Origin of the sequence: Pararhizobium sp. A13 (assembly GCF_040126305.1) — a bacterium.
Classification (GTDB): Bacteria; Pseudomonadota; Alphaproteobacteria; order Rhizobiales; family Rhizobiaceae; genus Pararhizobium.
The window spans coordinates 713000-736085 of record NZ_CP149510.1; the positions used below are offsets into that span (position 1 = coordinate 713000).

The 23086-nt window shown below is 61.9% G+C and carries 26 protein-coding genes; 11 read left to right on the forward strand and 15 right to left on the reverse strand.

Features of this window, described 5'->3' with window-relative positions; all coding sequences use genetic code 11:
• Positions 1 to 99 precede the first annotated feature (99 nt).
• The 5 genes from tesB (at position 100) to WI754_RS03420 (ending at position 6741) form a co-directional block, all read left to right on the forward strand.
• The gene (gene tesB, locus WI754_RS03400; protein ID WP_349436232.1) at positions 100 to 978 is read left to right on the forward strand and encodes an acyl-CoA thioesterase II; all 879 of its coding nucleotides are present in this window, start codon (positions 100 to 102) and stop codon (positions 976 to 978) included.
• Positions 979 to 1202: 224 nt separating this feature from the next.
• A complete protein-coding gene (locus tag WI754_RS03405; RefSeq protein ID WP_037128337.1) occupies positions 1203 to 1553 on the forward strand; it encodes a P-II family nitrogen regulator in 351 nt (116 codons plus the stop codon).
• A gap of 30 nt (positions 1554 to 1583) precedes the next feature.
• Positions 1584 to 3008 (forward strand): ammonium transporter, encoded by a 1425-nt coding sequence (locus tag WI754_RS03410; protein ID WP_349436233.1) that lies wholly within the window; start codon positions 1584 to 1586, stop codon positions 3006 to 3008.
• 253 nt (positions 3009 to 3261) lie between these two features.
• Positions 3262 to 5934 carry a DNA translocase FtsK gene (locus WI754_RS03415; protein WP_349436234.1) on the forward strand — a complete coding sequence of 891 codons (2673 nt, stop codon included), beginning with the start codon at positions 3262 to 3264 and terminating at the stop codon, positions 5932 to 5934.
• Positions 5935 to 6057: 123 nt separating this feature from the next.
• The gene (locus WI754_RS03420) at positions 6058 to 6741 is read left to right on the forward strand and encodes an outer membrane lipoprotein carrier protein LolA (protein WP_349436235.1); all 684 of its coding nucleotides are present in this window, start codon (positions 6058 to 6060) and stop codon (positions 6739 to 6741) included.
• Positions 6742 to 6779: 38 nt separating this feature from the next.
• On the opposite strand, the gene WI754_RS03425 is transcribed toward WI754_RS03420, so the two are convergent.
• Complete coding sequence (locus tag WI754_RS03425) at positions 6780 to 7280, reverse strand: GNAT family N-acetyltransferase (protein ID WP_349436236.1); 501 nt, start codon at positions 7278 to 7280, stop codon at positions 6780 to 6782.
• A 194-nt stretch (positions 7281 to 7474) separates the two neighbouring features.
• On the opposite strand from WI754_RS03425, the gene WI754_RS03430 reads away from it, so the two are divergent.
• Positions 7475 to 8281 (forward strand): exodeoxyribonuclease III, encoded by an 807-nt coding sequence (locus WI754_RS03430; protein ID WP_349436237.1) that lies wholly within the window; start codon positions 7475 to 7477, stop codon positions 8279 to 8281.
• Positions 8282 to 8288: 7 nt separating this feature from the next.
• Here the strand turns inward: WI754_RS03430 and WI754_RS03435 are convergent, their stop codons facing one another.
• The 3 genes from WI754_RS03435 to WI754_RS03445 form a co-directional block, all read right to left on the reverse strand.
• Entirely contained in the window at positions 8289 to 9311 is a 1023-nt protein-coding gene (locus WI754_RS03435; protein WP_349436239.1) for an LLM class flavin-dependent oxidoreductase, read from the reverse strand.
• Between the two features lie 152 nt (positions 9312 to 9463).
• Positions 9464 to 9919 carry a cyclic nucleotide-binding domain-containing protein gene (locus tag WI754_RS03440; protein ID WP_349436240.1) on the reverse strand — a complete coding sequence of 152 codons (456 nt, stop codon included), beginning with the start codon at positions 9917 to 9919 and terminating at the stop codon, positions 9464 to 9466.
• 51 nt (positions 9920 to 9970) lie between these two features.
• Entirely contained in the window at positions 9971 to 10654 is a 684-nt protein-coding gene (locus tag WI754_RS03445; RefSeq protein WP_349436241.1) for a response regulator transcription factor, read from the reverse strand.
• 124 nt (positions 10655 to 10778) lie between these two features.
• Between WI754_RS03445 and WI754_RS03450 the strand changes: the two genes are divergently transcribed.
• Together WI754_RS03450 and WI754_RS03455 are read left to right on the forward strand one after the other, a co-directional pair.
• On the forward strand, positions 10779 to 11330 hold the full coding sequence (locus tag WI754_RS03450) for a L,D-transpeptidase family protein (protein WP_349436242.1): 552 nt from the start codon (positions 10779 to 10781) through the stop codon (positions 11328 to 11330).
• On the forward strand, positions 11327 to 11902 hold the full coding sequence (locus WI754_RS03455; protein ID WP_349436243.1) for a hypothetical protein: 576 nt from the start codon (positions 11327 to 11329) through the stop codon (positions 11900 to 11902). Before WI754_RS03450 ends, WI754_RS03455 begins: the two co-directional genes overlap by 4 nt.
• 72 nt (positions 11903 to 11974) lie before the next feature.
• On the opposite strand, the gene WI754_RS03460 is transcribed toward WI754_RS03455, so the two are convergent.
• From WI754_RS03460 to WI754_RS03475, 4 genes are all read right to left on the reverse strand, one after another.
• Positions 11975 to 12511: a histidine phosphatase family protein gene (locus WI754_RS03460; protein ID WP_349436245.1), complete on the reverse strand. Its 537-nt coding sequence runs from the start codon at positions 12509 to 12511 to the stop codon at positions 11975 to 11977.
• Positions 12512 to 12646: 135 nt separating this feature from the next.
• Positions 12647 to 14056, reverse strand: a complete 1410-nt coding sequence (gene leuC, locus WI754_RS03465) for a 3-isopropylmalate dehydratase large subunit (protein ID WP_349436246.1) — start codon at positions 14054 to 14056, stop codon at positions 12647 to 12649.
• A gap of 417 nt (positions 14057 to 14473) precedes the next feature.
• Complete coding sequence (locus tag WI754_RS03470; RefSeq protein ID WP_349436247.1) at positions 14474 to 15301, reverse strand: amino acid ABC transporter permease; 828 nt, start codon at positions 15299 to 15301, stop codon at positions 14474 to 14476.
• A 10-nt stretch (positions 15302 to 15311) separates the two neighbouring features.
• Entirely contained in the window at positions 15312 to 16109 is a 798-nt protein-coding gene (locus WI754_RS03475) for a basic amino acid ABC transporter substrate-binding protein (protein ID WP_349436248.1), read from the reverse strand.
• Positions 16110 to 16385: 276 nt separating this feature from the next.
• Here WI754_RS03475 and WI754_RS03480 point away from each other — a divergent pair, with 276 nt between their 5' ends.
• Positions 16386 to 16892: a nuclear transport factor 2 family protein gene (locus WI754_RS03480; protein WP_349436250.1), complete on the forward strand. Its 507-nt coding sequence runs from the start codon at positions 16386 to 16388 to the stop codon at positions 16890 to 16892.
• On the opposite strand, the gene WI754_RS03485 is transcribed toward WI754_RS03480, so the two are convergent.
• Positions 16879 to 17718 (reverse strand): class I SAM-dependent methyltransferase, encoded by an 840-nt coding sequence (locus WI754_RS03485; RefSeq protein WP_349436251.1) that lies wholly within the window; start codon positions 17716 to 17718, stop codon positions 16879 to 16881. The genes WI754_RS03480 and WI754_RS03485 overlap by 14 nt on opposite strands.
• An 83-nt stretch (positions 17719 to 17801) precedes the next feature.
• Positions 17802 to 18341, reverse strand: coding sequence for a 50S ribosomal protein L19 (gene rplS, locus WI754_RS03490; RefSeq protein ID WP_349436253.1), 540 nt, complete (start codon positions 18339 to 18341; stop codon positions 17802 to 17804).
• A gap of 304 nt (positions 18342 to 18645) precedes the next feature.
• On the opposite strand from rplS, the gene WI754_RS03495 reads away from it, so the two are divergent.
• On the forward strand, positions 18646 to 19392 hold the full coding sequence (locus tag WI754_RS03495) for a sulfite exporter TauE/SafE family protein (RefSeq protein WP_349436254.1): 747 nt from the start codon (positions 18646 to 18648) through the stop codon (positions 19390 to 19392).
• Between the two features lie 81 nt (positions 19393 to 19473).
• On the opposite strand, the gene WI754_RS03500 is transcribed toward WI754_RS03495, so the two are convergent.
• The gene (locus WI754_RS03500; RefSeq protein ID WP_349436255.1) at positions 19474 to 19923 is read right to left on the reverse strand and encodes a MarR family transcriptional regulator; all 450 of its coding nucleotides are present in this window, start codon (positions 19921 to 19923) and stop codon (positions 19474 to 19476) included.
• A 153-nt stretch (positions 19924 to 20076) separates the two neighbouring features.
• Between WI754_RS03500 and WI754_RS03505 the strand changes: the two genes are divergently transcribed.
• Positions 20077 to 20844, forward strand: coding sequence for an alpha/beta hydrolase (locus WI754_RS03505; protein ID WP_349436256.1), 768 nt, complete (start codon positions 20077 to 20079; stop codon positions 20842 to 20844).
• Between the two features lie 102 nt (positions 20845 to 20946).
• On the opposite strand, the gene trmD is transcribed toward WI754_RS03505, so the two are convergent.
• The 4 genes from trmD to WI754_RS03525 all read right to left on the reverse strand — a co-directional run bounded on the left by trmD (position 20947) and on the right by WI754_RS03525 (position 23073).
• On the reverse strand, positions 20947 to 21627 hold the full coding sequence (gene trmD, locus WI754_RS03510; protein ID WP_349436257.1) for a tRNA (guanosine(37)-N1)-methyltransferase TrmD: 681 nt from the start codon (positions 21625 to 21627) through the stop codon (positions 20947 to 20949).
• An 11-nt stretch (positions 21628 to 21638) separates the two neighbouring features.
• Positions 21639 to 22202 carry a ribosome maturation factor RimM gene (gene rimM, locus WI754_RS03515; protein WP_349436259.1) on the reverse strand — a complete coding sequence of 188 codons (564 nt, stop codon included), beginning with the start codon at positions 22200 to 22202 and terminating at the stop codon, positions 21639 to 21641.
• A gap of 93 nt (positions 22203 to 22295) precedes the next feature.
• Positions 22296 to 22658, reverse strand: coding sequence for a 30S ribosomal protein S16 (rpsP, locus tag WI754_RS03520; RefSeq protein ID WP_018328561.1), 363 nt, complete (start codon positions 22656 to 22658; stop codon positions 22296 to 22298).
• 112 nt (positions 22659 to 22770) lie between these two features.
• A complete protein-coding gene (locus WI754_RS03525; RefSeq protein WP_349436260.1) occupies positions 22771 to 23073 on the reverse strand; it encodes a chorismate mutase in 303 nt (100 codons plus the stop codon).
• Positions 23074 to 23086: the final 13 nt, after the last annotated feature.

A 23086-nucleotide genomic window follows, 5' to 3' on the forward strand; every position in this document is an offset into this window, starting at 1 on the left:
CATTCTCCCGTCGCTCTTGAGCATTGCTTGTTGCCTATATAGATCATTGCTGCGCCCCTTCCTACCACCGGCGCCATTCTAGCGCTGGAGATTGCCGAAATGTCGCGCCCCAACCCCGCCCCGATGGATGTCCTCCTGCAGACGCTGGACCTGGAGAAGCTCGAGGAGAACCTGTTTCGCGGCCGCTCGCCGCAGGTCGGCTGGCAGCGCGTCTTCGGCGGACAGGTCATCGGCCAGGCACTGGTGGCGGCGCAACGCACCGTCAGCGAAGGCCGCTATGTGCATTCGCTGCACGCTTATTTCATGCGGCCCGGCGATCCGGCGGTGCCGATCATCTATGATGTCGACCGTATCCGTGACGGATCGAGCTTCGCCACCCGCCGCGTCGTCGCCATCCAGCACGGCAAGGCGATCTTTGCCCTGTCGGCCTCCTTCCAGTTCGACGAGGACGGCTTCGACCACCAGATCACCATGCCGGACGTGGCGCCGCCGGAAAGCCTGATGGGCGAGCAGGACATCAAGGAGAAATTCCTGGTGAATGCGCCCGAGGCCATCCGCCGCTACTGGGAGCGCCCGCGGCCGATCGAGATCCGCCCCGTCTCGCTCAAGCATTATTTCTCGCGCGACAAGCTGGAGCCCGTACAGGACGTCTGGGTAAAGGCGGTCGGCACAGTCCCGAACGAGCGCCATATCCAGGCGGCCGTGCTTGCCTATATCTCCGATATGACCCTGCTCGACACGGCGCTTTACGCGCACGGCACCTCGGTCTTCGACCGCGACCTGCAGGTGGCGAGCCTCGATCACGCCATGTGGTTCCACAGGCCCTGCCGCATGGATGACTGGTTGCTCTATACCCAGGATAGCCCGAGTGCGTTTGGTGCGCGCGGCATGACCCGCGGCAGCCTTTTTGATCGTTCCGGCGTGTTGATTGCCTCCGTTGCCCAGGAAGGCTTGATCCGGAAAAAGGCATCTGAATAAAAAAGCGTCATTTTTTAATTTTTGCCTATTTTTTCATCGTTTAAGTTGACGATTTTTTAACATTCCGCCGTCCGCATCCGGTAAAATGTGGCATTTCCATGTCTTTTCATGGGGTTAACAGCCCCGCCCGAAACTGGCACGCGCCTTGAATAGCAATGCGCGGTCGTTGGGGATTTTGTGCTCGGCGGCAAGGAGAGACGGCCCCGAGCCGAACATGAACAAGGATGGGAAACCAGATGAAAATTGTGATGGCCATTATCAAGCCGTTCAAGCTCGATGAGGTTCGCGAAGCCCTCACCGCTGTTGGCATCCAAGGCCTGACTGTGACTGAAGTGAAGGGTTACGGGCGCCAGAAGGGGCACACAGAAATCTATCGCGGCACCGAATATGCCGTCAGCTTCCTGCCGAAGCTGAAAATCGAAATCGCCGTCGCCTCCGAGATCGTCGACAAGGCCGTCGAGGCGATCGCATCCGCGGCCAAGACCGGTCAGATCGGCGACGGCAAGATCTTCGTCTATTCGATTGACCATGCGGTGCGCATTCGTACCGGCGAAACCGATTCAGAAGCGCTGTAAGTCACGGCCGTTCAGGGAGCTATATTGCAAATGTCCTCATTCAAACTTTCCACCTCTCTCGGACGCGTGAGCGCTGCCGCCGCAGCCTTCCTCGCCCCAGCCATTGCCTTTGCGCAGGAAACAGCGCCAGCCGCCGCTGAAGTCGTGGCCGCAGCGCCGGTTCCGGACAAGGGCGACACCACCTGGATGCTCGTGTCCTCGGCGCTCGTGCTCCTGATGACGGTTCCTGGCCTTGCCCTCTTTTACGGCGGCCTCGTGCGCACGAAGAACATGCTGTCCGTGCTCATGCAGGTGCTGATGATCGCCTCCGTCGCGATGGTCGTCTGGGTGATCTATGGATATTCCATGGCCTTCACGGCCGGCGGCAGCCTGAACGCCTTCGTCGGCGGCTTCTCCAAGCTGTTCCTTGCCGGTGTCGACACGACGACCGTCGTTGAAACCTTCTCCAAGGGCGTCGTCATTCCGGAACTGGCATTCGTCATCTTCCAGATGACCTTTGCCGCGATCACCCCCGGCCTCATCGTCGGTGCCTTCGCCGAACGCGTGAAGTTCTCCGCCGTGATCCTGTTCACGATCCTGTGGCTGACCTTCATCTACTTCCCGATCGCTCACATGGTCTGGTTCTGGGGCGGCCCGAGCCTCTATGCCGATCCGTCCGGCCTGATCTTCGGCTTCGGCGCGATCGACTTCGCAGGCGGCACCGTCGTTCACATCAATGCCGGTATCGCAGGTCTCGTCGGCTGCATCATGGTCGGCAAGCGTACCGGCTTCGGCAAGGACATGATGGCTCCGCACTCGATGACGCTCACCATGGTCGGCGCCTCCCTTCTGTGGGTTGGCTGGTTCGGCTTCAACGCCGGCTCCAACCTTGAAGCCAATGGCTATGCCGCGCTCGCCATGATCAACACCTTCGTTGCCGCCGCCGCCGCAGTGATCTCCTGGTCGGTCGTCGAAACCTTCACCCGCGGCAAGGCTTCGATCCTCGGCGCGGTATCGGGTGCCGTCGCCGGCCTCGTCGTCATCACGCCTGCTGCCGGCTTCGTCGGCCCGATGGGTGCCATCGTCATGGGTCTCGTCGTTTCGCCGATCTGCTACTTCTTCGTCTCCACCGTGAAGAACAAGTTCGGTTACGACGATACGGCTGACGTTTTCGGCGTTCACTGCATCGGCGGTATCCTCGGCGCACTGCTGACCGGCGTCTTCGTCAATCCGGCCCTCGGCGGCGCAGGCATCGTCGATTACTCGACCGCCGATTTCGCAGCCGGTTATGCCGGAACGGCAGCTCAGGTCTGGTCGCAGTTCAAGGGTGTGATCGTCACGCTGCTGTGGTCGGGCATCGGCTCGGCGATCCTCTACAAGATCGTCGACGTGATCGTCGGCCTGCGTGTCCCGGTCGAAGCCGAACGCGAAGGTCTCGACCTGTCGTCGCACGGCGAAGCCGCCTACCATTCCTAAGAAATTGCGGAGCCGGGAAAACCGGCTCCGTATCCAGTCCCGTCGCGGTTTCGGATCAAACGAAACCGCATTTCGCCCGGATCTCGTATCCGGGCTTTTTTTGTGTCCGGCTTGCCCTGGCAGTGGAAAACCAGCCCGGCGGCAGCGTTTCCCGTAAACGAAGCATCAAGGTTAATAGGGCTTTAACCCTCCTCTGCTTACGGTGGAAGCATGTGCGCATTGCGCTTTGCAGACGAACGGGCAGCAGGTCACCATGAGCAGAAGCAATCAGGCGGTATTCGACAACCGTTCCAACCGGTTTGTGCTTTCCACATTTGTCTGGCGGCAGGTGGCCGCGCTGGCGGGCATTTCAGTGTTCGTCGCGCTCGGCTTCGCGGTTGCAGCGTTATCGACCTGGAATGTCTCCGATCCGAGCTTCTCCTATGCGACCGCGGATGCCCCGACCAACATTCTCGGTTATACGGGTGCGGCCTTCGCCGATATCTTCATGCAGTTCTTCGGCATTGCCAGTGTCGTCGCGCTGCTTCCCGTCGTTGCCTGGGCGCTGGTCCTGATCTCCAGCAAACCCTTCGACCGCATCCTCAAGCGCGCGGCCGCCTGGTTCGGCGGCTCGGTGCTCGCCTCCGCCGCTCTCGGCTGCATTCCGGCGCCGGTCACCTGGCCGCTGCCGAGCGGCCTCGGCGGTGTTTTCGGGGACATGATCCTGAGGTTCCCGGCGCTCTTTACCGGTGCCTTTCCGTCCGGAACGTTCGGCCTGGTGCTGGGTGTCCTGCTCGCCCTGCCCGCCACCTATTTCCTGGTCTACAGCGCAGGCGTGATCGGGGTCGCCGATCAGGAAGACGATTTGCCGGTACCCGCTCCAGCGCCAAGCAAGGCGCGCACGGTCAGCGACGAACTGGAGGACGACGAATCCGGGGGCATCGTCATGGTCATTGCCGGCGCGTTCACCCATATGCGCTTCACCGCGCAGGCGCGCTTGCGCCGCCTGTTCGGCCTCAGCGGCCGCCGCAAGCCGGCCTCGCGCCACTATGACGAGCCCTACGACTTCAACACCGACGAATTCGGCACGCTGAACGAACCGGTGCGCCCGAAGACCACTGCCCGTTCGGAGCGGGTCGAGCCCTCGCTCGACCGCAGCGAGCGCCGCGTTGTCGCAGCACCGCCCATGTCGATCGACGACGATGACGACGATGATTTCCTCGACGCCGGCCGGCCGGCCGGCATCATGCCGGAAGACGATGAGGACGGCGACATCGATGCCGCCGCCGATTGGGCGCCGGTGCCCGCACCACGCAAGCAGCCGCCGGCTCAGCTCAACGCACGCGTCGTTCCCGCCGCCCCGCGTCCGAAGACAGGCCAGCGCGTCGAGCGCGAAGCGCAAAGCTCCTTCGTCGCGGACGACGACGATTTCATCCTGCCGCCGCTGCATTTCCTCGCCGAGCCGAAAAACGTCGTGCGCGACGCGACCCTGTCGGCCGATGCGCTGGAACAGAATGCCCGCATGCTGGAAGGTGTGCTGGAAGATTTCGGCGTCAAGGGCGAGATCATCCATGTCCGCCCCGGCCCCGTCGTCACGCTCTACGAACTGGAGCCCGCCCCCGGCATCAAGTCCTCCCGCGTCATCGGCCTTGCCGACGATATTGCCCGCTCTATGTCGGCGATCGCCGCCCGCGTCGCCGTCGTCCCCGGCCGCAATGCCATCGGCATCGAACTGCCGAACCATCGCCGCGAGACGGTCTACCTGCGCGAACTGATCGGCTCCCGCGATTTCGAGACCAGCAAGACCAAGCTTGCCATGGCGCTCGGCAAGACGATCGGTGGCGAACCGGTGATCGTCGACATTGCCAAGATGCCGCATCTGCTGGTCGCCGGCACCACCGGCTCGGGCAAGTCGGTCGCCATCAACACGATGATCCTGTCGATCCTCTACCGCCTGAAGCCGGAACAGTGCCGCCTGATCATGATCGACCCGAAGATGCTAGAACTCTCCGTCTATGACGGCATTCCGCATCTGCTCTCCCCCGTCGTCACCGATCCGAAGAAGGCTGTCGTCGCGCTGAAGTGGACCGTGCGCGAGATGGAAGAGCGCTACAAGAAGATGTCGAAGATCGGCGTGCGCAATATCGACGGCTTCAACAGCCGCGTTGAGCAGGCGCTGGCCAAGGGCGAGCAGATCAGCCGTACGGTCCAGACCGGCTTCGACCGCCAGACCGGCGAGGCGATCTACGAGACGGAAGAATTCGACCTGGCCCCGATGCCCTATATCGTCGTCATCATCGACGAAATGGCCGACCTGATGATGGTCGCCGGCAAGGACATCGAAGGCGCCGTCCAGCGCCTGGCCCAGATGGCGCGCGCCGCCGGCATCCACGTCATCATGGCGACGCAGCGCCCCTCCGTCGACGTCATCACCGGCACGATCAAGGCCAACTTCCCCACCCGAATCTCCTTCCAGGTGACCTCGAAGATCGACAGCCGCACCATCCTCGGCGAACAGGGCGCCGAACAGCTGCTCGGTATGGGCGACATGCTCTACATGGCCGGCGGCGGCCGCATCCAGCGCGTCCACGGTCCCTTCGTGTCTGACACCGAGGTCGAGGACGTGGTCGCCTACCTCAAGACGCAAGGGGCGCCGCAATATCTCGACGCCATCACCGAGGATGACGACGAGGACGGCGAAGGCGGCGGCCCTGCCGGCACCTCCAACCTCGCCGAATCCGACGACCCTTACGACCAGGCCGTCGCCATCGTGCTGCGCGACGGCAAGGCCTCGACATCCTACGTCCAGCGCCGCCTCGGCATCGGCTACAACCGCGCCGCCTCGCTGATCGAGCGGATGGAACAGGAAGGCATCATCGGCCCGGCCAACCATGCCGGCAAGCGCGAGATTCTCGTGCCCACCGAAAGCGAAATCACCGGCCGCTAAAACCGCACATGACCCTCGTCGAGCCGGGCCGGACGAACGGCCTGGGCGACCTCACGGCGAATTGAAGACGGGCGCAGGCAACGCCTTGAAGGTGCCGCACTTGCGCTCCACATGAGACTGGAAATGAAGGAGATTGCCATGACAGACACCGAAACCGGCCGCAGGAAACAGGAAAGCAAATTTTCGCCCCTGTCCCGCCGATTCTTCGCCGGTGGTCTTGCCGTCTTCGCCGCTTTGACCTTCATCGCCCTTCCCATCGAGCCCGCCCGGGCGCAGGCGAGCGTCGCCCAGAAAATCGCCGATCATTTCGCCTCCGTGAAGACGATGAGCGGCGAGTTCGTGCAGTTCGGCCCGCGCGGCGAGCAGACCGGTGGCAAGTTCTATATCAGCCGCCCCGGCAAGATCCGCTTCAACTACGAAGCCCCCTCGCCGATGCGGGTGATCGCCGACGGCAAGTCTGTCGTCATCGGCAACCAGAAAATGAAGACCTGGGATATCTATCCGCTGTCGAAGACACCGCTGAAGCTGCTCCTCTCCGACGATATCGACCTGACCGGCAAGATGGTGCGCGACGTCAAGGAAGAGGCCGATCTGATCACCATCGTGCTGGGTGACAAAAGCGTCTTCGGCGATGCGACGATCACGCTGATGTTTGACCCGAAGACCTATGACCTGCGCCAATGGACGATCACCGACGCGCAGAAGAAGGATACGTCCGTCATGATCTTCAACGTCAAGAACGGCGTGCCGATGGATGACAAGGTCTTCCAGATTCCTTACGACGACGTGCGCAACAAGTCGAAATGACCCGCACCTTATAGGCCAATGGCCGCACTGACCGGAACTCAGACCGCCTCGCGGTCGATACGCCGCGTCATCAGGATCTCGTCGATCTCCCGTCCCTCGTGGATCGTGCCGCCGGCTATGCGGCCCGCCTCGACAAAGCCCTCGCGCCGGTAGAACCGGATGGCCGCCGGGTTTTCGGCGCTGACGGCAAGCTCCAATTGCCGGATACCGGCTTCGCGGGCATGGCAAGCAATCGCTTCGAGAAGCGCTTTCGCGTGACCGCCGCCGCGCCGGTCGCGACGCACATAAACCATGACGACGGTAGCCCGGTGCGCCATCTTGCTGGCGCCCTGCCGAATAAGCCCCATGATGGCAACCGGCTCTTCGTCGAGAAAATCGACGAAGACCGCATTGACGGTCAGGCGGTGGCGCCACTCGTCATCCGGCAGCTTTTCCCAATCCGCGGCGCTGCTGGCAAAGACGGCCGGCTCGGCGCGCAGGGCTTCGAGCCGGATGCGGCGAAAGATGTCGAAATCCTCGGGGCCGAGATGCCGGATCATGCGGGACCTTTCCGGAAAAGCCGGGCCGTATCCAGCGCGGCAAATGAAACCTGAGCGGCAATAGATATCACCGTGCGCAACTGTCAATATCGGCTGCAAATCCAATGGCCAAGCGCGATAAAAGCCCTTAAGACGAGACGCGCCGGTGGACGGCGCCCGCCTCAACGAAGCACACCCAAGGAAAGACCTCCCGCATGGCATTGTCGATCGCGACCTGGAACATCAACTCGGTGCGCCTGCGCATGCCGCTGGTCGAACATCTGCTGAAGACCTGGTCGCCGGACATCCTCTGCCTGCAGGAAACCAAATGCCCGAACGATCTGTTCCCCTTTTCGCCACTGAAGGCGCTCGGCTACGAGCACATCGCCATTCACGGCCAGAAGGGTTACCACGGCGTCGCCACCATTTCCCGCCTGCCGCTGCACGAGCTGACCGACCGGCGCGACTATTGCGGCGTCGGCGATGCCCGCCATCTCTCCGTGGTGTTTGAAAAATCGGCCAAGAAGATCCGGCTGCACAATTTCTATGTGCCGGCCGGCGGCGACGAGCCGGACCGGGCAATCAATCCGAAATTCGGCCACAAGCTCGATTTCATCGACGAGATGAAGCTGCTGCATGCCGAAAGCGAAGCCGGCATCTCGTCCATTCTGGTTGGCGACCTCAATATCGCGCCGCTGGAAGACGACGTCTGGTCGCACAAGCAGCTTTTGAAGATCGTCAGCCACACGCCGATCGAGACGCAGGGCCTGACGTCAGTCCTCAATGGCGGTGCCTGGGTCGACCTGATGCGCCAGCACACGCCATCTCCGGAAAAGCTCTACACCTGGTGGAGCTACCGCGCCAAGGATTGGGAAGCCGCCGACCGCGGCCGCCGCCTCGACCACGTCTGGTCCTCCGCCGACCTTTCTCCGCATTTGACCCGCGTCGACATCCTGAAAGAGGCCCGCGGCTGGGAACGTCCGTCGGACCACGTACCCGTCATTGCGCATTTCGATCTTTGAGAAATTTTCACCGCCAGCCGAGCGCCGGTGCGACATACTTCAGGATCGCCTCGATGACATGGGCGTTATATTCGACGCCAAGCTGGTTCGGGACCGTCAACAAAAGCGTATCCGCTTCGCCAATCGCCTCGTCCTCGGCCAGCTGCCTGACCAGAATGTCAGGCTCAGCGGCATAGGACCGGCCGAAGATCGCCCTGGTATTGTCGTCGATATAACCGACCGTATCCTGTTCCTTGCTGCCAGCGCCGAAATAGGCGCGGTCGCGGTCATCGACCAGTGCGAAGATGCTGCGGCTGACGGACACCCGCGGCGTGCGCGTATGGCCAGCTTCCTTCCATGCCTCCCTGTAAGCACGGATCTGCGCCGCCTGCTGGACGTGGAAGGGTTCGCCGGTTTCGTCGTTCTTCAGCGTTGAGCTCTGCAGGTTCATGCCGAGCTTCGCCGCCCATATGGCCGTGGCGTTCGAGCTTGCGCCCCACCAGATCCGGTCACGCAAGCCCTCCGAATGCGGCTCGACGCGCAAGAGGCCGGGCGGGTTGGGAAACATCGGCCGCGGGTTCGGCTGGGCAAAACCTTGGCCTTTCAGGACTTCGAGCAAGACTTCGGTATGTCTGCGGCCCATATCCGCATCCGTCGAGCCTTCCTGCGGCTCAAATCCGAAATAGCGCCAGCCATCGATCACCTGTTCGGGAGAGCCGCGGCTGATGCCGAGCTGGAGGCGCCCGTTCGCGATCAGGTCGGCGCTCCCGGCATCCTCGGCCATGTAGAGCGGGTTCTCATAGCGCATGTCGATAACCGCCGTGCCGATCTCGATCTTTTTGGTCCTGGCACCGGCGGCAGCCAGAAGAGGAAACGGCGAGGCGAGCTGCCGGGCAAAATGATGGACGCGGAAATAGGCACCGTCAGCGCCGAGCTCTTCGGCGGCAACAGCCAGATCGATCGACTGCAGAAGCGCATCGCCGGCCGAGCGGGTCTGTGATTGGGGTGAAGGGTTCCAGTGCCCGAAAGAAAGGAAACCGATTTTCTTCATGATGATTCTACCTGACGGTGGCTGAATGTTTTTGGCTGTCATCGCCTAGATGGGAAGCGACAACCGCGAAGAGAAGGGCAAAGCGCAGCGTTTCAGGCAGGAGAACGGATATGGTCGCGACGCACAAGCACCGCTGGAAACGGCGCCGCCGTCTATCCGAACCGCGGCGCCAGCTTTTGCATGTCACGGATCATCGTCTGCAGATTGTCTTTGATCCGTGCTTCGACGACGACGGCCACTTCCGGATATTCCTCCAGCATGCGGCGAAACAGCGGACGGTTGATGCGGATGACTTCGCTGTCTTCCTCGGCAGTTGCGGTGAACTTGCGCTCGACGAAGGAAATCATCGCCAGTTCAGAGAGAAGCGTTCCGCGCCCAACCGTATCGACGACCTCGACGCCGCCGTCGACCAGGCTGCGCGTCAGACTGAACGAGCCGCTGGCAATGGCAAAGGCGCAATCGGCGGGTGCGCCTTCGCGAAAGAGCTGCTGGCCCCTGTTGAGGCGTCGGCGCTCAGCCCCGAAGGCGATCAGCCGCAGCTTGTCGTCATCGATATCCGCAAACAGCGGCACGAGGGACAGAAGGGCGATGTCGTCATTCAGCGACAAGGGAATACCTCGGAAAGAGCATAAGGCCGGGTGTCGTCACGTCCCGTGTCTTCAGGGAACGATCTTGTACCCGCCATTCTCTGTCACCAAAATCTCCGCATTGGAAGGGTCGCGTTCGATTTTCTGGCGCAGGCGATAGACATGGGTTTCGAGCGTGTGGGTCGTCACGCCGGAATTGTACCCCCAGACCTCTTCGAGCAGCACGTCGCGCGTCACCACTTTCTGGTCGGCACGATAGAGATAGCGGATGATCGCCGCTTCCTTTTCGGTGAGCCGGATCTTCTGGCCGTTTTCCAGCGTCAGCAGCTTCTGCCCCGGCTTGAACGTATAGGGACCGACGGTGAAGGTCGCGTCCTCGCTCTGCTCATGTTGGCGCAGCTGCGCCCGGATGCGGGCAAGCAGAACGGCGAAGCGGAACGGCTTGGTCACATAATCGTTGGCACCCGCTTCCAGTCCAAGAATGGTATCGGAATCGGTGTCATGGCCGGTCAGCATGATGATCGGCGCCTTGAAGCCACCCTTGCGCAGGAGCTTCACCGCCTCGCGCCCGTCCATGTCCGGCAGGCCGACATCCATCACCAGAAGAGCGATCTGCTGGTTGCGAGCCGCATGGATGCCCTTGGCCGCCGTCGGCTCCTGAAGAATGGTGAATTCCTCATAGAGGGAAAGCTGCTCCGTCAGCGTTTCGCGCAGGTCGTTGTCATCATCGACGAGAAGAATGGTGCGGGCCGACATGCTGAGATCCCTCCTTGCTTCCGGATTGAAACTGGCTCAATGGAAGCTTCACCCGTTTGTTACATATTGTGTAGTGCTATGGTGTGGTTTCAGATCACGGACAACGCAAAAAACTGTGTGTAAAATGCGACGAAAACCCCGCAAGGCCGCAAATCACGCCCGCACCATCGTCGTCAGAAGAAAACCGGGAAATCGAAGCCGCGCGCTCGTCACTTTCGCAGGCCGCACCGAGGAGGCCGCGATCGGTCGCAGCGGCGTCAGCTCACGCAAGCGCGAAGGCGATGGCGCTACCCCGATCGCCGCCATGCGCCTCGTCGGCGGCTACGTCCGCCGCGACCGCGTCACCCTGCCGCCGACCGCTTTGCCGCTCCGCTTCACACCGCAGAACCTGCTCTGGTGCGACGAACCGCGCGATGCGAACTACAACCGTCCCGTCACCACGCCGTTCAAGCCCAGCCACGAAAAGATGCGCCGCGACGACGGCCTCTATGACATCTGCCTGGTGATGGACTGGAACCTGCGCAGCCGCAAACGCCATGGCGGCTCGGCCATCTTCTTCCATCTCGCCAAGCCCGGCTATACCCCGACGGAAGGTTGTGTCGCCGTCAACCGTCCGGCGATGAAGCGGCTGCTGCGGTTCATGCGGCGGGGGACGGTGGTGAGGGTGGTGAGATGACGGGCAAGTTCGGCAATCACAAGGCATCCGTGAACACGCCCCTCTACATCGCCGTGGGGAAATTCGGTCCATCGCAAGGACCGCGATGGAGCGAATACATTGCCTGGTCGGGCCTGACGCAACTTGATGAGGTCGTGACGCTCGACGGGATGATTTGCCCGGTCATTCTTGAGGAAACGAAGGCCAGCTATTGGGATCACATCGTCAACGAAGACGGCATGCTGAACTTCTTCACGGACCTTGATTTTTTCAGGCAGGAACTCGGCTCGCCCGCGAACGTCAACATCCTCGCGGTTCTGCGCAATCCAACAGAAGAGGCAGTCCAGGAAGGCTTGGGCGATCGCTTTCAATTTGTTGGGTACGACCTTTTGGATCAGGGCCACAGCGTCAGTGCGCTGTGCAACTGTGGAGGTTTTCCGGATGTCTTCGCCAACGCAGAGCTTTCAACACACGGTTTGCTTGAAAACTATGGCAGGGCAAGGGAAGTTCAGCGTCGCCTGCGGGAACTTTACCCGCACGAGCGTCACGCCGATTGCAACATCTGGGCTATTTTTCGGATGGACGCGGCATGACGTGCGCTTGCGGTGACGATGCTGTGCCGCGTCCAATGTGCAGTCTGCGTAGGTAACATTGGTCGTCGCCGCTCACCCAACCGAGCGCGGCGCCACGAACCGCTCCAGATAACCCGTGCCCTTGGCAACCTCATCCCAGCCGTCGACATCGAAGTCGATGACAGCGAGGCCAGCCGTCGGGAACTTCTCCTTCATGCGGCCCATGGCATCCGCGTCGCCATCCGCAACCAGCAGCGACGCGGCATCCTCCATGCCCGGATTATGGCCGACGACCAGCAAGGTGCGGATGCCGGGCTCGACTGTCCGGATCACATCGAGAATGCGCTCGGCCGACACCTCGTAGACGCCCGGCGCCTCGCGCTCGGCGACCTTCTTCGACAGGGCATCGCGCACCAGCGCCCACGTTTCCTGCGCGCGGCGGGCGGGCGAGACGAGAGCGAGATCGGGGATCAGCTTTTCGCGGGCCATATAGGCGCCGATGACGGGTGCTGCCTTGCGCCCGCGCTCCGCCAGTGGCCGCTCACGATCGGCAACACCGTCGGGCCATGCGGATTTGGCGTGGCGCAGAAGGATAAGGCGGCGTTTCGGCTTCAACGATTTCTTGGTCATCTTCCTCCTCCCACCTCCCCTTTGAGGGGGAGGCCGCAGCGAAGCTGCGGGTGGGGGGTGATCGTGAGGTGGCCACCAAGGTCACCCCACCCCGGCACGGCATGCCGACCCTCCCTCAAGGGGAGGGTAGAGTGCTTACTTCCAGTCGCGGATGTCGACGAAGTGGCCGGAGACGGCGGCTGCCGCTGCCATGGCGGGCGACACCAGATGGGTGCGGCCCTTGAAGCCCTGGCGGCCTTCGAAGTTGCGGTTGGAGGTCGAGGCGCAGCGCTCGCCCGGCTTCAGGCGGTCGTCGTTCATGGCAAGGCACATGGAGCAGCCCGGCTCGCGCCAGTCGAAACCGGCTGCCTTGAAGATCTTGTCGAGGCCTTCGGCTTCCGCCTGTTCCTTGACGAGGCCCGAGCCCGGCACGATCATCGCCGAAACGGTCGGGGCAACGGTGCGGCCTTCAACGACCTTGGCGACTTCGCGCAGGTCCTCGATGCGGCCGTTGGTGCAGGAGCCGATGAAGACGCGGTCGATGTTGATGTCGGTGATCTTCGTACCCGGCTTCAGGCCCATATAGTCGAGCGCACGCCACTTCGAGGTGCGCTTGTTCTCGTCCTGGATTTCGTCCGGGTTCGGAACGATGCCCTGAACGGAGATGACGTCTTCCGGCGAGGAACCCCAGGAGACGATCGGCGGCAGGGCGGCGGCATCGAGAACGACGACCCGGTCGAAATGGGCGCCTTCGTCGGTGTGCAGCGTCTTCCAGTAGGCGATCGCCTGCTCCAGTTCTTCGCCCTTCGGCGCGCGCGGCTTGCCCTTGATATATTCGAAGGTCTTTTCGTCCGGCGCGATCAGGCCGGCGCGGGCGCCGCCTTCGATCGTCATGTTGCAGATGGTCATGCGGCCTTCCATCGACAGCGCGCGGATGGCTTCGCCGGCGAACTCGATGACGTGGCCGGTGCCGCCGGCCGTGCCGATCTCGCCGATGATGGCAAGGATGATATCCTTGGCGGTGACGCCTTCCGGCAGTTGGCCGTCGACACGCACCAGCATGTTCTTGGCCTTCTTCTGGATCAGCGTCTGGGTGGCGAGCACATGCTCGACCTCGGACGTGCCGATGCCATGTGCCAGCGCCCCGAAGGCGCCATGCGTCGAGGTATGGCTGTCGCCGCAGACGATCGTCATGCCCGGCAGGGTGAAGCCCTGTTCCGGACCGACGATGTGGACGATGCCCTGGCGCTTGTCGCTGGCCGAATAATATTCGACGCCGAAATCGGCGGCGTTCTGGGCCAGTGCCTCGACCTGGATGCGGCTTTCCTCGTTCTTGATGCCGAGATGGCGATCCGGCGACGTCGGCACGTTGTGGTCGACGACGGCAAGCGTCTTTTGCGGCGCACGCACCTTGCGGTTCGTCATGCGCAGCCCCTCGAACGCCTGCGGGCTCGTCACTTCGTGAACGAGATGGCGGTCGATGTAGAGAAGACAGGTTCCATCGTCCTGCTGATCGACCAGATGGTCGTCCCAGATTTTATCGTAGAGAGTACGCGGTGCGCTCATGGCTTTTCATCCATAGTAAAGAAGAAGGTCAGGAAAATGGCCGGCAAAAGGGCGCCGGAAACCCAGCCGGGGTCAGGCCCCGAAGATCAACGAAGTCGGCTGTTGAACGCGCCCGAAACGCACGCAAAAAACCGTGCCGGCAGACGCTTGCGGTCCTGCAGCACGACGATTTTCTGCGCAAAACATCCGAATTTGGATTCCATGGGCGCGGATATATCAATTTTTTGACGGTTCGGCAATTGGCGAGATCGAGCGGTGATGGGCGCGCCGCGTACTCCCACTTCTCCCCGGTGGGGAGAAGTGCCGAGCGCATGCGAGGCGATGAGGGGGCCTTGCCGCAAACTCGAGTTCGTGTCGCCCCCTCATCCGGCGCTACGCGCCACCTTCTTCCCGCTGGGGAGAAGAGGCTACCAGCGTTCAGTTCGCCTCTCTGTGCCCCCGCCTTAACCTCTTCTCCAACTGCCGCAACCCCAGCGACAGCCCAATCGTCAGGATCAGATAGATATAGGCGACGATCGAATAGGTCTCGAAGAAGCGGAAGGAGCCAGACGCATAGATCTTTCCCATCTGGGTGATATCGGCGACGCCGAGCACGGAAACCAGCGAACTATCCTTCACCATCGCCACGAAATCATTGCCGAGCGGCGGCAGGATGACGCGAACCGCCTGCGGGAAGACCACCAGCCGGAAGCGTTGATAGCGCGACAGCCCGAGCGCCTTGGCCGCCTCGATCTGGCCCTTGTCGACCGACTGGATGCCGGCGCGGAAGACCTCGGCGATGAAGGCGGAGTAGCCGATGGTGAGCGCCATGATTGCCCGCCACATCAAGGAGACGTCGCGCACCAGAAGCGGCTTGGCATAGCCAGCCTCCACCAGCGGGCCAAGGACCGCGTTGACCAGCGTCACCAGCGCCGGCGCGCCGACAAAGGCGATGTAGAACAGAAGCACGAGGATCGGGATGCCGCGGATGACCTCTGTGTAGAACCGGGCGATCTGGCGCAGGGCTGCGCGCTCCGACAGCGCCATCAGCGCGATGCCGAGCCCCAGCAGCGTGGCGAAGAAAAACCCCAGCAGCGTCACCAGGATGGTGATGCCGACGCCGGCAGAAACGATGGTGAAGACTTGGGCGTAGATATCGTTGGAAACGATCACCACGGCGAGTGCTGCGGCGATAACGGCAAGGGCGACCAGCCACCAGGGATAGTCGCCCTTTTGAGATGTGTGTTGCGGCTGCGCAGGCGTCATCGGATGGTGATCATTCGCCCATCTTGTAGTCGACGAACCACTTCTGGTTCAGCTTGTCGAACGTGCCGTCGGCCTTCAGTGCGGCGATCGCGGCATTGACGGGTGCTACGAGATCCGAGCCCTTCTTGAAGATGAAGCCGAAATCCTCCGTGCCGAGCGGCCCGCCGATCACTTTCAGCGCACCGTTCGCAGAATCGACGTAGCCCTTGGCCGCGACGCTGTCCGTCAGCACCGTATCGACATCGCCGGCCTTCAAGGCCTGCACCGTCGCGCCAAACGTCTCGAACAGTTTTATGCGCGCATTCTGCTCGTTGCCGTCGAGTATCTCATAGACGGCCGTATAGAAAGGCGAGGTGCCCGGCTGAGCCCCGACAAGCCCGTCGGCAAACGCGCCAAAAGTCTTGGCATCGGTGAAGCGGCTCTCGTCGCCGCGCACCAGCATGAACTGCTGCGAACGCATATACGGATCGGAGAAATCCACCTGCGTCTTGCGCTCGTCCTTGATGGTGATGCCGGTCATGCCGATGTCGTACTGGCCGTCCGAGACCGCCTGGATCATCGCGTCCCAGCTTGTGTTCTGGATTTCCAGCTTGAAATTCAGCCGCTTGGCGATCTCCTCCATCGCGTCATATTCCCAGCCGATCGCCTTGCCGCTCTTCGGTTCGACGAACTGCAGCGGCGGATAGGCATTCTCGGTCACGACCACCACCGTCCGCCCGCCCAGATCCGGCAGCTCGGCGGCAAGAGCGCTCAAGGGCGCGAGAACAAGGGCGGTCAGGCCGGCGAGAACGGTGCGGCGGGAAAACATGGATAGCTCCTGAATTGTGGCGGGCAAGACTGTCACGAAACCTCCGGCCAAAGCAAGGAGGGATCGTCCCTTACAGCGGTGTTTCGACGGCGGGCGCTGGCACTATTGCCGATGAAGCGGTGACGTGCAGGGTACCTGGTTCTCTTTTCAACACCATGGGCGGAAAAACTGCCGTCTTTTCTTGCCGCACCGCAGCCTCTAGCGTCCTTTCAAACGGCGGCGCAAGTCTGCTTGCCGCTTATCGTCACGCTTTGTGCCGGAGCAAAAGGAAAGACAATGAAAGCAGCTATAACATCCGCCGTTCTTGCCCTGTCGCTGGTTGCCGCAGCACTTTCGGCCCTTCCCGTGCGGGCGCAGGAGGCGGTGGTGGCGGCCGCAGACGCCGAAGCGCTCTTCACGAGCCCTGAGCCGAAGCTCCACGCCAACAAGCAGGTGGTCTACGGCATCATCCGCGATCTGCTCGAAGCCAATCACTGGGACAAGGCCGGTGACTATCTGACGGAGCGCTACATCCAGCACAATCCCAACGCCGCGTCCGGTCGCGCCGGCGTCGTCGCCTATTTCACGGAAGTCCTGAAGCTTCAGCCTTCGCCGATCCCTGCGAAGATCAAGACCCCGGTCGCCTTCGTGACGGCCGAAGGGGACCTCGTCACCGTCGGCTACGTTCGCGAAATCAAGGATGAGAAGGACCCGGCCAAGACCTACACCACCACCTGGTTTGACACGTGGCGGATCAAGGACGGCAAAGCCGACGAGCATTGGGACCCTGCTACTCGGCCCTGATGGTCCAGACGGCCTTCCTCGCCCCGATCGAAAACGACAGCGGCATGCGCGGCAGTTCCGGCCCGAGCTCGAACTGGTCCTCGCCAGTCTCGACCATGCCGGGATAATGCCGCCAGGTGAGCACCTCGTGCTCGTTGAAAAAATCCAGCGCCAGTCCGGCCTTCAGCAGCGCGTTGACGATATCGCTCAGGGGATGGAACCATTCATACATGCGCTTGTGCGTCAGCGGCCGCGTGTCGCCGGTATAGGTGTGGGTTTCCTCGAACAATAGCGGCGCATCGTGCGGCGTGCGCCAGCGGTGAGCCAGCGAAAGCCTGCCGTCCATGGCCTCATGCTGGAACATCTGCGGATGCCCATCGAGCAGGTAGAGCTTTCCACCGGGCCGCAGCAGGCTTGAAACGACCTTGGCCCAATGGAAGATATCCGGCAGCCAGTGGATCGCACCCCAGGTAACGAAAACCATGTCATAGGTCCGGTGCCCGAGAGCTGCCGCCGCGTCATAGACGGATGCCTCGACGAATGTCGCATCCGTTCCGGCCGTCGCAGCAAATTCGCGTCCTGCGGCAATGGCGACCGGCGAAAAATCGAGCCCGGTCACGCTTGCCGCGCCGAGATGCTTCAGGCTCAGCGTGTCGAGCCCGATATGGCATTGCAGGTGGACGATGTCCTTGGCCGTGACATCGCCGATCTCGCTCTCCTCCAGCGCATGCAGCGACGAGCCGCCGGCCAGCACCTTGGCGATCTGGTAGCGCCCCGTCGTATCCGTCGCATGCAGCTCCGCCCGGTCGTCCCAGTTCAGCCGGTTGGTTTCGATATAATTGTTCATTGCCCCATCCCCCACAGAAAGGCGCACCAAAGAAAAAGGCGGCCCGAAGACCGCCTTGTCCAACAATCCCGATGGATTGAAACTTATTCAGCAGCAGTTTCCGCTGCAGCGGCGGCGGCTTCGGCCGCAGCCTTTGCTTCAGCGGCTTCGGCTGCTGCCTTTTCGGCGGCCAGAGCCTGCGCTGCTGCAACCTTTTCAGCTTCCAGACGCGCCTTTTCGTCGGCAACGGCCTGGCGCTCGGCGTCGTTCAGCTTGCGAGCGCGAACGCCGGTGTCTTCAACGATACGGGCCGACTTGCCGCGACGATCGCGCAGGTAGTAGAGCTTGGCGCGACGGACCTTACCGCGGCGAACGATCTCGACGCTCTCGACGAGCGGAGAATAGACCGGGAATACGCGCTCGACGCCTTCGCCGTAGGAAATCTTGCGGACCGTGAAGCTTTCGTTGATGCCGCCGCCGGAGCGGGCGATGCAAACGCCTTCATAGGCCTGGATACGGGTACGGGTACCTTCCGTCACGCGGACGTTGACGCGAACAGTGTCGCCTGCGGAAAATTCAGGCAGGGTGCGCTTGGCGTCGATCTTGGCGGCCTGTTCGGCTTCCAGCTGCTGGATGATGTTCATTGGTCTAACCTTCTCAAGTTCTTCTGAAACAGCCAGAGCGCTCAATCATGCCTCTTGGACCAAGCCTCGGATGAGGGCCTCAAGGATTTGTTTCTCGGCAAGAGAAACAGGAGCGAATTCACCATTCTTTGTTTTCGAGCTGCGGGATTTTCCCGAACCGGTCGGGCGAATACACCAAAGACCGGCATTTGTCATCCCCGAATGACAAAAATTCTCCGTGCCGCAAGCCTGCGAATGACAATTTCCGCGACTTGCCGCCGGTTGACCCTCGGGCTATGTGCGTTTGTACCGCTGGAGGAGCGTCATGTCCATCACCACTGCCTGTCTTCTGTTTGTCGCCGGCTTTCTGTCTGGCGCCGTCAACGCCGTCGCCGGCGGTGGCACGTTCCTGACCTTCGGTGCGATGACGCTGGCCGGCCTGCCGCCGATCGTCGCCAATGCCACCTCCTCGATCGTGCAGTTTCCGGGCTACGTGACCTCGGCGCTGGCCTATCACAGCGAAATCCGCAAGGATTTTCGCGAAGCGACCATCCTCGGCATCATCTCGCTCATCGGCGGGCTGGCCGGAGCGCTGATCCTGCTCTCGCTGTCCAACCCGTCCTTCCGGGCGATGGTTCCCTGGCTGCTGATCGCCGCCACCGCGATCTTCGCGCTCGGTCCGCTCCTGCGCCCGAACCCGAAGGAAGGCGGCACGCCCGTCGGGCCGCTCGGCCTCGTCGGCCAGTTCGTCACCGCCATCTATGGCGGCTTCTTCGGTGCCGGCATGGGCATCATGATGCTCGCCGTGCTCGGTCTTTCGACCGGCGGCGACTATCACCGCGTCAATGCCTTGAAGAATTTTCTCGCCATGGTGATCGCCGCCGTCGCCATCGTCGTCTTTGCCGGCGGCAATGTCGTCGGCTGGCTGCATGCCGCCTTCATGATCCCCGGCGGCGCCCTCGGCGGCTACGCCGGCGTCTGGCTCGCCCGCCGCGTGCCGCAGGTTTTCATCCGCGCCATCGTGATCGCCGTTGGGCTGCTGCTGGCGGTTTATTATTTCGTCACGGGGTGATGCACCCGGCGGTCAAGAAGCCCGATTGGGTGCAACTGCCAAGCAATGGGGCGCTTCAGGCCCGAAGCGTCAGCGCACCCACTATGCCTGATCGCCCGCGCGAACCAGGCCATCCCTCAGCGATTGAACCTTGTCGTTCAAATCGATCATCTGCGGAACGGTAAATCCGGAACGGCGCAGCAGCGCATCGGTGAGGCATGCGGTCTGGGGCTGAAGGTCGGTGCCCTTCTCCGTCAGGAATACCTCGACCAGGCGTTCGTCCGCCGTGCTTCGCCGCCGCGACAGGAAACCGGCGGCCTCGAGCCGCTTCACCGCCGGCGTAATGGTGCTCGACTCGAGGCCGAGTCGGTCGGCAATGGCGGATATGCTCAGACCATCCCGTTCCCATAGCGCGCTGAGTGCGAGATACTGGGTATAGGTCACGCCGAGTTCATCGAGCATGGGCTTGTACGCCCGGTTGATCGCAATCGCGGCGGAATAGATCGAGAAGCACAATTGGCTGTCGAGCGGCAGGGTTGGGGCGTCGGTCATATCTGGTCTCCGAAATTTAATTTGAACGTTTTCAGCACATTATCACAAAAATCATTATTGCGATAATAAAAATGTGGACAAATAAAAGTCGATGGCATACACGATGATTATCGCGATAACATTTATCGCGCAACAAACAAAGGAGTTACGCAAATGCTCAAGAATGCTCTGCTTGCCGCCGCCTCCATCGTTCTGGCCGCCACCGGCACTTCCACCGCATCGGCACAAGACAACGCTGCCGTAAAGAACATCGTCCTCGTCCACGGCGGTTTCGTCGACGGCGCCGGCTGGAAGGGCGTCTACGACATCCTGAAGAAAGATGGCTACACCGTCAGCATCGTCCAGAATCCGACCACCTCGCTTGCCGATGACGTTGCCGTCACCAAGCGCGCCATCGACCAGCTTGACGGCTCGGTCGTGCTCGTCGGCCATTCCTACGGCGGCGTTGTCGTCAGCGAAGCCGGCACCGACGAGAAGGTCAAGTCGGTCGTCTATATCGCCGCTTTTGCGCCCGACAAGGGCGAGTCTGTCTCGTCACTGATCGCCAATCCGCCGAAAGGCGCCGCGGTACCGCCGATCCTGCCCCCGGTCGACGGCTTCCTGTTCCTCGACAAGACGAAATTCGCCGCATCGTTTGCAGCTGACGTCGAACCCGAAATCGCTGCCTTCATGGCCGATTCCCAGGTTCCGTGGGGCGTTGCAGCCCTCACCGGTGCAGTGACCGAACCGGCCTGGAAGAGCAAGCCGAGCCACTATCTGGTCGCGGCTGATGACCGCATGATCCCGCCGGCCGCCCAGCGCCTGATGGCAAAGCGGGCCGGTTCCACAGTCGTCGAAGTTCCTGGTAGCCATGCGGTGTATGTTTCGAATCCGAAAGCCGTTGCGGACCTTATCGAAAAGGCAGCTGCGGCAGCGAACTGAACGAAATAAACAGATCGCGCCTTGCTATGCCAATGGCCGGGGGATGGTCCATCCCCCGGCCAAAATACATGCGACGTTGAAGACACGGTTTTGGAATGCCGCCTAGGAACGCAGCAGATCCGGCCTGCGTTCAGCCGTCAGCTTGCGCGCCTCGGCCTCGCGCCATTTCTCGATCTCGCCATGATGGCCCGACGTCAGAACCGCGGGGATTTCCATGCCCTCGAAAACCTGCGGCCGCGTGTAGTGCGGATGCTCCAGCAGCCCGCCCTCGAAACTCTCGTGAACACCCGAGAGATCATTGCCCATGACGCCGGGCAGGATGCGCACGACCGCGTCGAGTAGCACCAGCGCCGCCGGTTCGCCGCCGGAAAGGATATAGTCGCCGATCGAAACCTCCTCGAGCCCGCGGCTGTCGATCACCCGCTGGTCGACGCCCTCGAAGCGGCCGCAGACGATGATCGCGCCCGGACCGACTGCCAGCTCGCGCACGCGCTCCTGCGTCAGCGGCAGCCCGCGCGGGCTCATCAAAAGCCGCGGGCGGTCGTCTCCATCAGAGGCATGGTCTATCGCCTTGGCGAGGATATCCGCCCTCAGCACCATGCCGGCGCCGCCGCCGGCCGGCGTGTCATCGACCGTGCGGTGCTTGTCTTCGGCAAAATCGCGGATCTGCACCGTATCCAGCGACCACTGGCCGCGCTCGAGCGCCTTGCCGGACAGCGAATGGCCAAGATGCCCCGGAAACATGTCCGGATAAAGCGTCAGAATGGTCGCGCGGAAGCTCATGGCTTGGCCGCTCACTTCTTCTTAGGCTTGAAGGGCGCGTTCGGATCGTCTTGCCTGTCGTCGACAAGCCCGGCCGCCAGTGGATCGACCAGCATGGTTCCGGCTTCGAGATCGATTTCCAGCACCGACCATTCGGAGAACGGGATCAGCACCGGCCGCTTTCCAGGCCCTTTCAGCTCCAGAAGGTCGCCCGCGCCGAAATCGAAGACGCCGGTGACGGTGCCGTAGCTCTTGCCTTCGCCATCGAGCGCTTCCAGCCCTTCGAGATCGGCATAGAAGAATTCATCGTCGTCGAGATCATCGTCCGGCAGGTTGTCGCGTTCGACGTAAAGATCGAGCCCGTTCAGCGCCTCGGCGGCATTGCGGTCGTTGATGCCGCGGAAGCGCACGATGACAACGTTCTTCGCCTCGCGCACTTCAAGCACTTCGAAAGAGCGGCCGTCCTCGGCGTGGAGATGCCCATAGTCGCCGATCGCCGTCGGCTCGGAGGCGAAGGATTTGACGCGCACTTCACCGCGCAGGCCCTGCGCCGCGCCGATCGTTCCCATCAGGACAGGATTCTTCAGTTTGCTCATCGCCGGGTCGTCTCCAGAGTGTGCCCTTCGAATAAACGAAAACGGGCGGCATGAAAACGCCGCCCGCCTTCAAAACATGCGCTGTCGCGTGGCTTATTCAGCGGCAGCAGCAGCGGCGTCTTCAGCCTTCTGCTTGGCTTCGGCAGCGCGTTCCTGGGCCTTCTTGCCCGGTACCGCCTTTTCCGGGTTGTTGCGGACTTCGCGCTTGGCGATGCCGGCTTCGTTGAGGAAGCGCAGGACGCGGTCGGTCGGCAGGGCGCCGTTCGACAGCCAATGCTGGATGCGCTCGTTGTTCAGCTCAACGCGCTTGGCGTCGTCCTTCTTCAGCATCGGGTTCCACGAACCGACCTTTTCCAGGAAGCGGCCATCGCGCGGCGAACGCACGTCGGCAACGACGATCTGGTAGAACGGACGCTTCTTGGAACCACCGCGGGCGAGACGAATTTTCAGTGCCATGTCATGTACTCCTTGAGATATTCAACCGCCTCTGGCGGCCTTTTTGTGTATTTGTTAGAGCTGATTTCCCTGGGATTGATCTGGTCCGAAAACCGGTAGCCACTTTTCGGGATCAATCCTTGAGATCGGCAGCGATTGCTTCATGATGCCGGATCACCTCGTGGATGATGAAGTTCAGGAACTTCTCCGCGAAATCCGGGTCCAGATTGGCATCCTTCGCCAGGCGGCGAAGGCGTTCGATCTGGTATTCCTCGCGCGCCGGGTCCGCCGGCGGCAAATTGTACTTGGCTTTCAGCACGCCCACCGCCTTGGTGCAGCGAAACCGTTCGGCCAGCATGTGGACGAGCGCCGCGTCGATATTGTCGATCGACTGACGGTAGCTCGACAGTTCTGTTTTGACGGCAGGATCAACCATTCCGCTTCCCGTC

What these genes read in the sequence shown, in the direction of transcription:
- WI754_RS03430 (WP_349436237.1), top strand. Translation starts at nt 7,475, where the DNA reads ATGGCATTGTCGATCGCGACCTGGAACATCAACTCGGTGCGCCTGCGC.
- rpsP (WP_018328561.1), bottom strand. Translation starts at nt 22,658, where the DNA reads ATGGCACTGAAAATTCGTCTCGCCCGCGGTGGTTCCAAGAAGCGTCCG.
- WI754_RS03405 (WP_037128337.1), top strand. Translation starts at nt 1,203, where the DNA reads ATGGGAAACCAGATGAAAATTGTGATGGCCATTATCAAGCCGTTCAAG.
- WI754_RS03485 (WP_349436251.1), bottom strand. Translation starts at nt 17,718, where the DNA reads ATGAACAATTATATCGAAACCAACCGGCTGAACTGGGACGACCGGGCG.
- WI754_RS03470 (WP_349436247.1), bottom strand. Translation starts at nt 15,301, where the DNA reads ATGACGCCTGCGCAGCCGCAACACACATCTCAAAAGGGCGACTATCCC.
- WI754_RS03410 (WP_349436233.1), top strand. Translation starts at nt 1,584, where the DNA reads ATGTCCTCATTCAAACTTTCCACCTCTCTCGGACGCGTGAGCGCTGCC.
- WI754_RS03445 (WP_349436241.1), bottom strand. Translation starts at nt 10,654, where the DNA reads ATGTCGGCCCGCACCATTCTTCTCGTCGATGATGACAACGACCTGCGC.
- leuC (WP_349436246.1), bottom strand. Translation starts at nt 14,056, where the DNA reads ATGAGCGCACCGCGTACTCTCTACGATAAAATCTGGGACGACCATCTG.
- WI754_RS03495 (WP_349436254.1), top strand. Translation starts at nt 18,646, where the DNA reads ATGTCCATCACCACTGCCTGTCTTCTGTTTGTCGCCGGCTTTCTGTCT.
- tesB (WP_349436232.1), top strand. Translation starts at nt 100, where the DNA reads ATGTCGCGCCCCAACCCCGCCCCGATGGATGTCCTCCTGCAGACGCTG.
- trmD (WP_349436257.1), bottom strand. Translation starts at nt 21,627, where the DNA reads ATGAGCTTCCGCGCGACCATTCTGACGCTTTATCCGGACATGTTTCCG.
- WI754_RS03475 (WP_349436248.1), bottom strand. Translation starts at nt 16,109, where the DNA reads ATGTTTTCCCGCCGCACCGTTCTCGCCGGCCTGACCGCCCTTGTTCTC.
- WI754_RS03460 (WP_349436245.1), bottom strand. Translation starts at nt 12,511, where the DNA reads ATGACCAAGAAATCGTTGAAGCCGAAACGCCGCCTTATCCTTCTGCGC.
- WI754_RS03525 (WP_349436260.1), bottom strand. Translation starts at nt 23,073, where the DNA reads ATGGTTGATCCTGCCGTCAAAACAGAACTGTCGAGCTACCGTCAGTCG.
- WI754_RS03450 (WP_349436242.1), top strand. Translation starts at nt 10,779, where the DNA reads ATGCGACGAAAACCCCGCAAGGCCGCAAATCACGCCCGCACCATCGTC.
- WI754_RS03500 (WP_349436255.1), bottom strand. Translation starts at nt 19,923, where the DNA reads ATGACCGACGCCCCAACCCTGCCGCTCGACAGCCAATTGTGCTTCTCG.
- WI754_RS03420 (WP_349436235.1), top strand. Translation starts at nt 6,058, where the DNA reads ATGAAGGAGATTGCCATGACAGACACCGAAACCGGCCGCAGGAAACAG.
- WI754_RS03480 (WP_349436250.1), top strand. Translation starts at nt 16,386, where the DNA reads ATGAAAGCAGCTATAACATCCGCCGTTCTTGCCCTGTCGCTGGTTGCC.
- WI754_RS03415 (WP_349436234.1), top strand. Translation starts at nt 3,262, where the DNA reads ATGAGCAGAAGCAATCAGGCGGTATTCGACAACCGTTCCAACCGGTTT.
- WI754_RS03435 (WP_349436239.1), bottom strand. Translation starts at nt 9,311, where the DNA reads ATGAAGAAAATCGGTTTCCTTTCTTTCGGGCACTGGAACCCTTCACCC.
- rimM (WP_349436259.1), bottom strand. Translation starts at nt 22,202, where the DNA reads ATGAGCAAACTGAAGAATCCTGTCCTGATGGGAACGATCGGCGCGGCG.
- rplS (WP_349436253.1), bottom strand. Translation starts at nt 18,341, where the DNA reads ATGAACATCATCCAGCAGCTGGAAGCCGAACAGGCCGCCAAGATCGAC.
- WI754_RS03425 (WP_349436236.1), bottom strand. Translation starts at nt 7,280, where the DNA reads ATGATCCGGCATCTCGGCCCCGAGGATTTCGACATCTTTCGCCGCATC.
- WI754_RS03505 (WP_349436256.1), top strand. Translation starts at nt 20,077, where the DNA reads ATGCTCAAGAATGCTCTGCTTGCCGCCGCCTCCATCGTTCTGGCCGCC.
- WI754_RS03455 (WP_349436243.1), top strand. Translation starts at nt 11,327, where the DNA reads ATGACGGGCAAGTTCGGCAATCACAAGGCATCCGTGAACACGCCCCTC.